Here is a 13812-nt window from a genome sequence, read left to right as displayed (position 1 = left end):
ATGATTTTCTTGGTACCGATTCAAGCGCTACAATGGTACCGATTCCTCCGCTATAGCGGTACCGGTTCCTCCGCTATGATGGTACCGATTCGTGCGCTACGATGGTACCGTTTGACCGATACTATCACGTAAGGTAACGAAGAACAAGGGCGTGTTCCCGTCGGATACGGCCCTTGAGAAACTGGTTTATCTTGCATACCGTAATATACGGAAGAAGTGGACCATGCCACTTGCCAATTGGGCTACAATCTCACAGCAACTCGCCATAAAGTTTGGAGACCGGTTTAAATTATTGTAATTTTACGCTCGTCGGGACGGGTGGTCCCGCCCCTTGGCGCTGGCCGTTCCCCGACCGATGAGTTTCCTAATAGGAAATAATGCGTGACACAGTTTATTTTACACTACCAAATTTATATATACATAGCCATCCGCAGCCTGCTACAATCTCCAATCTCCCAACCATCGGATCAGAAAACTGAACTGGACGAATTATTGCTAGATTATGTTGAGGATCTTGCCAGACCTGTTATCTGACTATCCAGCTGTTACATGAGGAATACTCAAGACACATCCCAACGGCTATGGATGAGTCTTTTTCAGCATCATCACGCTCCACAATAAGTTCAGTAGCTGTATGTCCGAATGGCATAGTGTATCTTATTCTGTACTTTCTTGAAGAATTCCTGTGATACAGAAGCTCTAGGGTCATAGTCGATACTTGTTGCATATATTTCCAACACCTGACGATAAAATACTTTTTCCGTGGTACGAATATCTCTGATACGTTCCAAAAGCTCCTTCCAGTAACTATCTCCACCCAGTTCATCATCTAGTGTAAAACCTTTAATCATGTATTCTTTCAACCGCTGGGTAGCCCATTGGCGAAAATTGGTAACTATACGCGATTTAATTCTGTATCCCAATGAGATGATCATGTCCAGATTATAAAATGGCATCTCTCTTTCTACCTGTCTGGAACCTTCGGTAAGAACCTGTCGGAAATTCCGACAGGTTAAATTTTCTTCTAGCTCCTGCTCTTCGTAAATATGCTTGATGTGTTCCACTACATTGATTCTCGACGTCTGATATAGTTCAGCAATCTGTTGCTGCGTAAGCCACAATCATCTTCCAGCCTGACGTCTATTTTTGTTCGTCCATCGCTTGACATGTAAATAGTGATCTTTTTTACTTCCATACCTCATCGTATTAGATCACCTTAATATTCTTCATTGACTCTTCCTCGCTCCAATCAAAAGACAAATTCAGGGCGTTCAGTTGTTCAACAATAGCACTGTATGTAACGGCATCGTTAAGGTCTGTCAATTTAGGCCGACGAGATATTTATATTTTTATGTCCATTCTTTTTTAATTTACCCATATATTTCTGATATGAGGTCTATCCATAATGTCATAACTAGAGAATTGATATCAATCTCATATTTCAAGTATACTAAAATATAAAACTTAACTTATTCTAATTTCTAATTAATTGTTCATTATATTTTTCACATTTCAGAAAATCACAAATACTAAAATTTATAAATATGATTCATATATTAAAGATATTATTAAAACTATATAACTTTATAAAGTAAGTAATTATATTTGTAAAAATACGAATTAAAAGTAAAAAACGCTTCAGAAAATATTTCATAATGGAACAAGCTATTAAATATAGATATGCCTTTGATAGTAAAAAAAACATAATTGATATTTCAGCTATAAATAAAAGTAATAAGACTAACTCAAAATACTACTGTATTTCATGTGGGAAAGAGCTTATTGCAAAACTGGGGAATAAAAGACAACATCATTTTTCTCATAAAATCAGTACAGACAGTACATCTTGTAGTTGTGAAACATATTTACATAATCTAGCGAAATATAAGATTAAAGAAATATTCGACAATGATACAACTGTCAATATCAATATGACTGAAAAAGTTATATGTTCCTCTATTCGAAACTGTTATTTTTCATTAGATGAAAATTGTTGTAGCCAAAATAGAGAAATACTTATAAATTTAAAAGACCGTTATGATTTGTGCACTGTAGAAAAACAAGTAAAGGGCTTCAAAGCTGATATATTATTGGAAAACAGTAATAATAAGTATAAGCCATTATTAATAGAAGTCTTTGTAACTCATGAGTGTTCTGAAGATAAAATTAATTCAAAATTACCTATTATTGAAATATCCATCAAAAAAGAAGAAGATATCCAAAACATTAAAGAGATAATCAAATCAAACAGAAAGACATACAATATCCATCCTATAAAAGTATATGAACCATTAGAAATAAACTATCCTTTTCAAAAATATGCATTATATGCATCAGGTAAACATTACGCTAATTATATTAGTGAAGGGACTTGTAATGATATAGATCTAAAAAAGTACAATAAAGCATTATTAGAAATTTCAGTGTACAAGAATCAAATGAATGTCAACTCATTTCTACTTTATGCTTCTTTTTTAGGATATAATATCAGAGATTGCTCTATTTGCCAACATTACAAATGTATTAAAAGTTATTATGGAAATTATCCATTATGCTTAAGATATAAGAAAGATAATACACCTAAAAATCCTAATTCCTTATATGCATATCAATGTGAATCTTATAAAATCAATAAGATTAATTATCAGAGTTTAGTTAGTTCCATATCTAAATATGGAATTAGAATTATTCAAAACCAAGTAGAATTATTCAACAATATTGATCTAAAATCTTTATATACAAAAAATATCAACAATGTTTTAAAGGATTGTATATCCAAATTAGAAGATTCGTTCAGAAAAAAGAATTTATTTATTAAAATAGCTGACAGAGATATAAATACAAGTAATTATTATAACAAGTCTGAAGCTTTAAAAATAAAAGAATATGTACATTGTCTGAAACTATATCATTCAACAAAAATCAGCAGACCTCCATTGTTTATATATTGTATTGAGGCGAATTTTTATTTTCCTATTGATAATTCGAATAAAGCAATATGCATAAAAATCAACGACAAAAATGATTTATATCAATTTATTTTTAAGGGCATCATAAAACTTTATAGAAATAGTAAGATTTATTATCACAATATTAATACACACAAACGAGAAAATAAGCCTGAAATAAATTTAGAAAGCACTTATAATATTGATACTTTAAAAAAAATAAATCAAATTTCACAACGCCTGTCTGATTATAAAAAAGATGTCATTCTTTTTTTAACAAAAGAATTCAACACTAAAAACATCTTTATAGAAAGATTTAATAATGAAGTAATAGCCTTAAAACCTTTATACAATAACTGCAAGAGAAACGATATTAAAGGAAATATTCTATTAAAAATATTCAATAACAATAAAGTAATGTGCCCTATTTATATTCAACTATGTTTTAATAATGAATCTCCTATCAAGGATATGTCAACTATTGTATTAAGAATTGATTTATATGGTAAATGGAAAGAATCAAAGCATCAGGAATGTTTACTGATAAAAGAAGGAAGAAATGGCGAGTTTTATAAAATAGACTACCTTTACAAGAAAAATAATTAGATTTGTAACACAGTTAGAAATTTTATGAAACTAGGATATATACACAGCAATCGAGAGGAGCAAACTCGGGTCATGCAGGTATTGAAAATGACTTCAGAATCTGTAGCCCTCGACGAACTCGGCATTGGCCGTATCCGTGATGCTTTTGCAGACCGTATGTTTCCCGGAATATCTACCCTGCAAAAGCACATGAAATATTTCTCGCTCATGCCGCAACTCTATCGCAAGGCTACTGAAAAACGATATAACCGTTTGTCGGAGGTGAAAGCGGAAATTATCCGGCTGGAACGCATCATGACAAAGAATCTTTGTGAAGGAAATAATACTCCAGGTATTACAGGACGAGAAATGATTGGTAAAAATACAAACAATTATGTAAAATATGATCCGGCATACATCTACAATTCAGGGTTGCAGACTTTTGGCATCTTACGCAGTCCACAGTTATATGAATTAATCTATTCCACTTCAAAGGCCTTGTACAATGGGCCTAAGGTAACCAAGACAGATGACGAAGATACGAATGATGATGCAGATGAGAAGTCTGGCTTGTTCCAGTTCTGCGCTTTCCCTAATGTGGATTATGATTTTACCCAGAAATGTACATTAGACCTGACCGTAGAGGATAAAGACTTCATTGTGGACCACATTCTGAACGCAGAAACATGTCAAGGTACCTTATTACGTTACATCGTAGATCATCCTGACTTTGTGATAGCCGATAGTTTTGAACAGATTCCCTCCCGCCAGTTGCCGCAGGAGATTGGAGAACTGCAAGACCTGGCCCGACGTTTCGCTGATTTTATATATATGGTACACATCCGATATAACTATATCTATTCAAAATATCAGGATGAAGAAATGCGAACTAAGTTTCTGGAGAAACTCGAAGAATACCGGAATAGTGGTACAGATATAGACGAAGTACTGAATGCCGTAAGTATACGGGAGAACAGTGGAAAATGGTTCTGCAAAGAGATTGCGGAACGCATTGCAGCCAATGACATTGAAGAAAATGGAGGTTTGGATCAGTTGATTATCAACCGGGAACGAAGAGTAAAGGGAAATCGCAGAAAAATAGGAAATCCTGCATATATTTACGACAAGAAGAACCGCATACACTACTATAAACTCACCTACCGATGGGAAACGGTAAAGACCTTTGCCGAGGAATTAAGAAAGGAGGCGGTCAATGGCTGATGCATTATGGAATGACATTGTCTATACGGATGTGTTGCAAAGCGATGGTTTTGTGATAGATTATGCGGTTTGTACTACCTACAGTCTGGACATGCCTTCCCTATTGTCGGTCCCTTTTATGTTGGGTACGATGACCGATTTGACGGAAACGGCCATGCGCTCTCCTCACCTGATACTGGAGACGATCAATCAATCGGCTGGCAAGTTTGCCGTTTTCTGCAATGCCGGATGTATGTCGGTACCGCAGGCCAATTCCAAAGTGTATTCACTCCTGGAGCAGAGCGTTGTACAGATAACACTGCAAGCAAAAGGGGGTGGTTTCGTCAATTTTCATCCTAAAGTATGGATCATCAAAGAAACGAACCCAGACACCGGTGCCCAGCAAATCAAACTGATTGTCCTTTCCCGTAACCTTACCGGTTCCAACGACCTGGACGTGGTATGTGAACTTATTGGTAAAATCGGTGCCAAACCGGCCACCCGAGAAGCGCAAGTCAAGCATGCACCGCTTGTAGACTTCCTCACATGGTTAATCGCAAAAGCCTATAACCGTACTATCCGTAAAAATATGCGTTCACTCTGTAAGGACATTGACAGCATTGAACGATTTGACCTTACCGATTCTCCTTTTGAGGATTACGAGTTTTTCCCTATGGGGATACCTGGATATGACGGATATACAAAGTGCTTTGAACAAAGTATGCTGAATCATGCGGTAGAAATGCTGGTCATCTCCCCCTTCGTGGACAAGAATATCTTGAATCAGATGGTCAGTTGCAGTCCAGGTGCTAAAAAGACACTCATCACACGACATGCTTCGGTTACGCAAGAGGTCATAAACTTGTTTAATAATGGTGGTGTTTATGCTCCTAAGGAAGTACTGACCGACAAGGTGGAAAAAGATGTGGCTGTCGACTTGCACGAGAAAGTGTATTTCGTACGCCGGTACGAAGGCAATCTTAGTTATAATCATCTGTATCTCGGTTCTACCAATGCCACCATGAATGGATTCGGACGGAATGTGGAGTTTTTGCTGCACCTGAAGTTCGCCCCTTACAAATCCTCGTATGAAAAATACCGAAGTGAACTGATTAACGACAGTAAGGAATGTATGTTCGAGCAGGTCATTTCGGTACCAGAGGAAGACGGTGGAAAAGAGGATGTCACCAACGAATTGATGTTGCGTCGTGCGATTTCGGCCATTCAGCAGGCACAAGTTACGTCTGATGACGGAGGCTATACTATTACCATTCAATGCCTGACTCACAGGATACCTTCGGAGCCTGTTTTTCTTTGTCCTTTAGGATGTGATGGTAAAGAACAAATTTTGACTGACGACTTGACATTTAAAGAGATACCACTGGATTCATTGACAGAATTCTATACAATACGGATTGGGGACTTGCGCCGTCTGATAAAAATACAGACGGAAGGAATACCAGTCGAAGAACGGGACAAAGCGATATTCCGTTCCTTTATCAATACGAAAGGAAAGTTCATCAACTATTTGGCATTCATGCTGACAGATGAGGTGGAACCGTATATATTGGAAAGCCAGCAACTGGAAAAGGAGCTGGCCAATGATAACACGTCCTCTCTGGAACAGCAAATCAGCACCTCACTTTATGAGGACATGGTGAAAATGGCCTATAAAGATCCTGACCGTATCGCTTCTATCCGGCAAATTGTTGAGAAAGCAGACGAGACGGTCATCCCGGACCATTTCATGGAGATGTATAACACATTTGAAAACGTTCTTAAACAAATCAAACGCTTATGAGTCAGGAAGTAAAAGATTTTCAGCGTGCCACCGCAAATCGTATCCTGCATATCTATAAAGAATTAGGCCACCGTCGGGTATTGCTCGCTGATGAAGTGGGACTAGGCAAAACGTTCGTGGCCAAACAAGTCATCAAACTGGTCCGTGAATGGCACAAGCAGGAAAAGGATGACTTCTTTAAGGTGGTTTATATCTGTTCGAATGCCAACATAGCCGACCAGAACATTGAAAAATTAGGGGTTGAAAATCGGATGAGCATCAGTGAGAGTCGTCTGTCAATGCAGCATCTTTATATCAAATTGGCTGAGAAACGGATTGCAGAACAGCATGAACAAGGAGAAATGCCTGAATCAATCATTCCGCTGACTCCTTCCACTTCCTTCCGTTTCTACAGTGCGCAAGGAACGGCCAATGAACGTGCCTTGATGTGTGATATCTTATGCGGACTGACTCAATTCAAAGGGTATAAGGAAGTTATCAGTGATTTTCTTAGCTGTAAAGTAAAAAACTGGCAGGAGCTTACGAACATTTATAACGAAAAAATCAAAGGATGCGGAGATGATTATCTTTGTGAGATGCATAGTAAGTTACAGACTATTTTGTCAGACAGTATCATCAATCAACTGATTGAGTATGCACAGAATGGTTGTGACAATCGTCAGCGGGCAGACATGATTAACAAGCTGCGTCGTATTTTCGCAGAAATCAGTATAGATATGCTCGATCCAGACCTGGTCATCATGGATGAGTTTCAACGCTTCAATTCACTGCTTGAACAAGGCAATGACGAGCAATCCATGCTAGCCAACAAGTTCTTTGATGACAAGCGCTCCAATACAAAGATTCTGCTGCTTTCCGCTACGCCCTACAAACCTTATTCCACCCTTGAGGAGCTGAACACGAATGGGAATGACGAGCATTATCAGGACTTTATGAAAGTAATGGACTTCCTGTATGCCACAAAGGATAAAACCGACCGGTTCAAGTTGATATGGCACACCTATTCTGCTGCACTGAAACGCACGGATGTGGTTAATTTGACACCACTTGTGTCTGCCAAGAACGAAGCGGAAGAGGCTCTGTATGAAGTGATGTGCCGTACGGAACGGTTCAACAGTGGCATTATAGACGATTCCCGCGTAAGTGATGTGCAGGTCATGACGGAAGATATCCTTTCGTTTGCGGAGGGCCAGCATCTGATGGATTGTCTGAGTCATGAAAATACGAGAGTACGTTTGGGAAATCTTCCCATGGAATACGTCAAATCTTCCCCCTATTTGTTGTCCTTTATGGATAAATACGAACTGAAGAAGCGAATTGTTTCGGCATTATCACATTCAGATGTAAAAAGATATGGGAAAATAGACGCATTGCTTCTATCGAGGTATGCCATCAACAATTATCGTCCCATCCCTGCTGCCAATGGGAAATTAAAGTATCTCCACGACCTCGTATTTGGAGCACGTCATGAGAAGAAAGCACAGTTGTTACTTTGGGTTCCTGCCTCCAATCCATACTATAAAGCCGGAGGTGTGTTCGAGAGTAACGAAGCCCGCAACTTCTCCAAGATTATCCTATTCTCTTCATGGGAAATGGTACCGAGAATGATTTCCATCATGATGTCATATTATTCGGAGTTATATACTTTTGGAGAATTAAAGAAAACAGAACCAGAGATACGCTATACCTCTCAAAAGAAGAACCGTTACGGTGAGAATCGTTTAAGAGCCGACGGAATATTGGAGTATCCTTGCCGAACCTTAGCCGATATTTTCTCTCCTGCCACATTTTATGGAGAGAAACTTTCCTCAATCCGGAAAATTATCAAACAGAGAATTCAAGAAGAATTTGTGCGGAATTCACTTATACGTACCCTTCCACAACAAGGGCGAAACAACGCCAGACTTGTTCTTACGCTCATGAAAATACTGGATGGAAAGCCAGTAGAAGATTTGACCGGCTTGTATGTACCTTCAAATGCATTGGATGTGATGACGGACATTGCCATCGCTTCACCGGCGGTATGTGCTTATCGGCAATCTGGCAATGAAGAAGATGCCCAGATGGTGGCCAAAGCAGTAGTCTCTGTATTCAACAAGCCTGAAAGTGCAGCTGTGATAGACTTGATATACAATAAAAAGAACGATGATGATTATTACGAATCAGTCCTTGATTATTGTGCGATGGGGAATCTGCAGGCTGTACTCGATGAATATCTGCACATGACACAAACAGAGGATAAGAAACTGGGACAAGTAGTCACAGATGCCATTATCGGCACAAGCAATCTCAGCATAGACACCACTGATTCTTTGGGTAAGGAAGAGAAAAAACAACTGATGCGTTGCCACTTTGCTATCCCATTTATTGATAAGACAGTCACAGACAAATCTGTCGCACGTACCACCAATATCCGTAAGGCATTCAACTCTCCTTTCCGTCCATTCCTGCTTTCCACAACCTCTATCGGCCAGGAAGGTCTTGATTTTCATTGGTATGCCAGAAAAATTGTTCACTGGAACCTACCTTCCAATCCTGTAGACCTGGAACAACGAGAAGGTCGTATCAACCGTTTTAAGTGCTTGGCTATTCGCAGGAATGTGGTAAAATTGTATGGCAGTGAAACTTATCATACTTGGGATGAACTGTTCTCTATGGCCTATTCAAATTTGAAAGGTACACATTCGGATATTGTTCCTTATTGGTGCCTGCCTGTTGCAGAACTAACGGAAGAACAACAGGCTAAATTGGAATATATTGAGCGCATTGTTCCGCTTTACCCGCTCAGCCGCGACCGATATAAATACGAGCATCTCATCAAGGTACTTGCTTTGTATCGCATGACACTGGGGCAGCCACGCCAGGAAGAACTGTTGAATCTTTTGAAAAATATGCATCTCTCGAATGAACAACTCAAAGAACTGACAATTGATTTGTGTCCATACAATAAAGAATTATTGATTTAACAATATTACATTACCCATTCATTCAAATTCATTCAAAAGTTAAACAACACACCCCTAGCCGGATTTCATCAAGCTTTACAAAAATTCAAGATCTTTCCCAAAAAAGATCAAGGTATGTCAAGAAAAAGAACAAGGAATCTGACAGAAAAGAACAAGGTATTTCAAAGAGAAATTCAAGGTAATTTCAGAAAAGACCTTGTTCTTTTCTGAAACGGGAAAAACAGGGACGGATCACTCACCTTCCGAAACTCTCAGAACCAGTATCCTACGTGTATTGTCCGTCACCCGGTAACGGTTGTCCGTCCGTTCATTGACCAGCCATACGATATTCTCTCCTTCGCACACCACATACTGGTTTTCTTTTTCGAACAGTGAAAACTTGCGGTCGCGCAGGTAATCGCGCACCTTCTTGAAACCTTTCATTCCAAAGGGTACAAAACGGTCGCCCGACTCCCACCGGCGTAACGTCAGCTCCCCTTTTACGGCATCGGCGTCCAGATAGGCCGTCTGCGGATCTTTCGGAAGTTCGAATCCGGCTCCGCGTAACATCACCGAACTGCACAGACGGAATGTCTTTACAGCCTGCAGTTCTTCCTTCCTTCTCAGCAACAGGGAATCCCGGTCGCGCAGCAGGACATAACCGTCCGAATAGAACCGCCGTCCCGATTCTGTCTCCAGGCTCCTGCCGATGTCTTTCAGTTGGGAGGCGTTGAAACCATAAGGATGCAAGAGTTCGAACAGGACTGCCTGCGGCGAAACCTCCGACAAGATTCCGGCAATGCTGTATTTCCCTTCACCGGTAGTCACCCTTGCACAGGCTTCGGATACGCCCTTACGATACACCCGTTCCACATCGGCCAGCCTGCGGGCCGTTTCGGATATGGCTTCCGGAACGGAAGGGTTTATCTCTTCCAGCAGCGGAATCACGTCCAGCCTCAGCTTGTTACGGGTAAATTCATCGGCCAGGTTGGTGCTGTCGGTCATATAATCCTGCCCCAAAGCCTGCAGGTATTCCAGTATCTCTTTCCGGCTCACTTCAAGCAACGGACGGACCACTGTCCCGTTGACCGCCATCATGCCCTTCAGCCCGTTGATCCCTGTACCGCGCACCAGATTCAACAGAAAAGTCTCCACACTGTCGTCACGGTGATGGGCCACCGCCACTACCTTCGCCTTTTCGGCTGTCCTCACTTCTTCAAACCAGGCGTAACGCAGTTCACGGGCAGCCATCTCGATAGACACGCCATGGACAGACGCATAGCCTTCCGTATCGAAATGAGTGACATGCAGAGGTACCTGCAACCGTCCGCACAAGTCCCGGACAAAGGCTTCGTCACGGCAAGACTCCTCACCACGCAGATGGAAATTACAGTGGGCGGCCACACAGGTATAACCGGCCTGCAGCAAGACCCGCAGCAAGGCAACCGAATCGGCTCCCCCACTCAAGGCCACCAGTACCTTGTCCGAAAAAGAAAACATCTTTTTCTCTTCTATAAACCGTATGACTTTCCTTCTGAACATGACGCAAAGATACGAAATTCATCGGCAGTGCGGCCCGACAATTTAGAAAATTACCCGACGCATCGGTAGCTTAAATTATAAAATACTGAAAAACAACAGTTTGAATATTTCCATCATTCTAAATTAGCATACCGGTTTCCGTTTTATTTAAAAACGGTCTAAATAACTTGCAAACTAGGCCCTATTCTTATATCTTTGCGACAAAATTAGATAGAAAACCATGAAGTTATCAGATTTAAAGACCGGAGAAAAAGGTGTAATAATAAAAGTGATGGGACATGGAGGTTTCCGTCGGCGTATCGTTGAAATGGGCTTCATCAAAGGAAAGACCGTTGAAGTGGTGCTGAACGCCCCCCTGAAGGACCCTATCAAATACAAGATTATGGGATATGAAATCTCCCTCCGCCGCCAGGAAGCCGAAATGATTGAAGTGGTAAGCGAGGAAGAAGCGCGCGAAGTGCTGGGAGAAACCCAATTCCACACCCCTATTTCGGAAGACATACCGGTTTCGGAAGAACAGATGAAAGAAATAGCCCAGGGCAAGCGCCGTACCATCAACGTGGCGCTGGTGGGTAATCCTAACTGCGGAAAGACCTCACTGTTCAACATCGCCTCGGGCGGACACGAGCATGTGGGAAACTACAGCGGTGTAACGGTCGACGCCAAGGCAGGCGACTTTGAATTCCAGGGTTACCATTTCCGCCTGATCGACCTTCCCGGAACCTATTCGCTCTCGGCCTACAGCCCCGAAGAACTGTACGTGCGGAAGCACATCATCGACGAAACGCCGGATGTGATCATCAACGTAGTAGATGCAGGAAACCTGGAAAGGAACCTCTACCTCACTACCCAGCTGATTGACATGAACGTGCGGATGGTGATTGCACTGAACATGTACGACGCGCTGGAACACAGCGGCAACAAGCTGGACCACATCAAGCTGGGAGAACTGCTGGGTGTGCCTATAGTCCCTACAATAAGCCGTAACGGCAAAGGTATTGACGAACTGTTCCATGTCATCATCAGCCTGTATGAAGGTGCCGATTTCTTCGGACAGAAAGACAGCATCAAGAACGAGGCGATGAAAGAATACCGTGAGTGGCATGACAAGTATGTATCCGACCATAAATACGGTACCCATGCCGAGGACCATCTGAATCAGGGAGGAGGATATTTCATACGGCATATCCACATCAACCACGGACCGGAACTGGAACGCAGCATTGACGCCATCAAGCTTGAAATCGGCAAGAACGAACAGATCCGACACAAATATTCCACCCGTTTCCTGGCCATCAAGCTGCTGGAAAACGACAAGGACATTGAAGAAAACGTAATCTCAACGCTGCCGAACGCCGCCAAAATCATGGAAATAAAGCAGCGTGAAGCCGAACGCATCCGGCTGGTCACAAACGAAGACAGTGAACAGGCCATCACCGACGCCAAATACGGCTTCATTTCGGGAGCGCTGCAGGAAACGTTCACGAACAACAACCACGATACGGAAATGTTTACCCGGATTGTAGACAGCATCGTGACCCACAAGATCTGGGGATACCCTATCTTCTTTGTATTCCTTTACCTCATGTTCCAGTGTACCTTTATACTGGGGGCCTATCCGCAGGACTGGATTGACTGGATAGTAGGAGAAATAGGAAACCTGGTACATACCTACATGCCCGAAGGGGCGCTGAAAGACATGATAGCCGACGGTATCATAGGCGGTGTGGGCGGTGTAATCGTGTTCCTGCCCAACATCCTGCTGCTGTATGTGTTCATCTCTTTCATGGAAGACTCGGGATACATGGCGCGGGCGGCCTTCATCATGGACAAGATCATGCACAAGATGGGGCTTCACGGCAAATCGTTCATTCCGCTGATTATGGGATTCGGATGTAACGTTCCGGCTATTATGGCATCACGTATAGTGGAAAGCCGCAAGTCGAGACTGGTAACCATGCTGGTCACTCCGCTGATATCGTGCAGTGCGCGGCTTCCTATCTACCTGGTGCTGATAGGCGCGTTCTTCCCTAACCACGCAAGTCTGGTACTGCTTTCCATCTATGCCATCGGAATCCTGCTGGCTGTACTCATGGCGCGCATCTTCTCCAAATTCATCGTAAAGGGAGACGACACTCCTTTCGTTATGGAACTGCCGCCATACCGTATGCCTACGGCAAAATCGGTACTCCGTCACACGTGGGAGAAAGGTGCCCAATACCTGAAAAAGATGGGAGGAATCATTATGATAGCTTCCATCATCATCTGGTTCCTGGGATACTACCCGAATCATGACGCATATGCTACACCTGCCGAACAGCAGGAAAACTCCTACATCGGGAAAATAGGTAAAGCCATCGAACCGGTCATCGAACCGCTGGGCTTCGACTGGAAAATGGGAATCGGTATCCTTTCCGGAATCGGAGCTAAAGAGCTGGTGGTCAGTACACTAAGTGTACTGTATACGAATGATGAAGATGTGGAAAGCGTAAACCTGGCCGAAAGAATCCCGATAACGCCGCTGGTGGCCTTCTGCTACATGCTGTTCGTACTCATCTATTTCCCGTGCATCGCCACGATTGCCGCCATCAAGAATGAATCCGGCGGATGGAAATGGGCCATATTTACGGCAGCCTATACCACCATACTGGCCTGGATAGTTACCTTTGTGGTTTATCAGACAGGACGACTGTTTTTATAATAATATAATGGTATAAGAATATATGGACATACAAAACATCATGGTATATCTGATTGTTTTTCTCTGCATAGTCTATGCAGGGAAAAACAT

The 13812-nt window shown here is 41.9% G+C and carries 6 protein-coding genes and 2 pseudogenes; 6 read left to right on the top strand and 2 right to left on the bottom strand.

Translation table 11 applies throughout. The annotated features are described in order from the left end of the window. Nucleotides 1-127 precede the first annotated feature (127 nt). Nucleotides 128-298: pseudogene (locus tag BQ7489_RS15485) on the top strand (IS256 family transposase); the annotation flags it as partial. A gap of 291 nt (nucleotides 299-589) precedes the next feature. On the opposite strand, the pseudogene rhuM reads toward BQ7489_RS15485, so the two are convergent. Continuing rightward, nucleotides 590-1195 (bottom strand): annotated as a pseudogene (gene rhuM / locus BQ7489_RS15480) (RhuM family protein); the annotation flags it as partial. Nucleotides 1196-1655: 460 nt separating this feature from the next. Here rhuM and BQ7489_RS15475 point away from each other — a divergent pair. The 4 genes from BQ7489_RS15475 to BQ7489_RS15460 are packed head-to-tail and all read left to right on the top strand — an operon-like array spanning nucleotide 1656 to nucleotide 9500. Continuing rightward, on the top strand, nucleotides 1656-3554 hold the full coding sequence (locus BQ7489_RS15475) for a competence protein CoiA family protein (RefSeq protein ID WP_072531806.1): 1899 nt from the start codon (nucleotides 1656-1658) through the stop codon (nucleotides 3552-3554). Nucleotides 3555-3578: 24 nt separating this feature from the next. Then, nucleotides 3579-4754 (top strand): DUF6361 family protein, encoded by a 1176-nt coding sequence (locus BQ7489_RS15470; RefSeq protein ID WP_072531805.1) that lies wholly within the window; start codon nucleotides 3579-3581, stop codon nucleotides 4752-4754. Further along, nucleotides 4747-6534 (top strand): phospholipase D family protein, encoded by a 1788-nt coding sequence (locus BQ7489_RS15465; RefSeq protein ID WP_072531804.1) that lies wholly within the window; start codon nucleotides 4747-4749, stop codon nucleotides 6532-6534. The genes BQ7489_RS15470 and BQ7489_RS15465 overlap by 8 nt, the downstream gene beginning before the upstream one ends. Then, nucleotides 6531-9500: a DEAD/DEAH box helicase gene (locus BQ7489_RS15460; protein WP_072531803.1), complete on the top strand. Its 2970-nt coding sequence runs from the start codon at nucleotides 6531-6533 to the stop codon at nucleotides 9498-9500. The genes BQ7489_RS15465 and BQ7489_RS15460 overlap by 4 nt, the downstream gene beginning before the upstream one ends. Nucleotides 9501-9731: 231 nt before the next feature. Here BQ7489_RS15460 and tilS read toward each other — a convergent pair whose 3' ends face one another. Beyond that, nucleotides 9732-11021 carry a tRNA lysidine(34) synthetase TilS gene (gene tilS / locus BQ7489_RS15455; protein ID WP_072531802.1) on the bottom strand — a complete coding sequence of 430 codons (1290 nt, stop codon included), beginning with the start codon at nucleotides 11019-11021 and terminating at the stop codon, nucleotides 9732-9734. Between the two features lie 220 nt (nucleotides 11022-11241). Here tilS and feoB point away from each other — a divergent pair, with 220 nt between their 5' ends. After that, nucleotides 11242-13722, top strand: coding sequence for a ferrous iron transport protein B (gene feoB / locus BQ7489_RS15450; RefSeq protein ID WP_072531801.1), 2481 nt, complete (start codon nucleotides 11242-11244; stop codon nucleotides 13720-13722). Nucleotides 13723-13812: the final 90 nt, after the last annotated feature.

Source organism: Bacteroides ilei, assembly GCF_900128495.1.
In the GTDB taxonomy this organism is placed as follows: Bacteria; Bacteroidota; Bacteroidia; order Bacteroidales; family Bacteroidaceae; genus Phocaeicola; species Phocaeicola ilei.
This window is presented reverse-complemented; position numbering and strand designations above follow the sequence as displayed.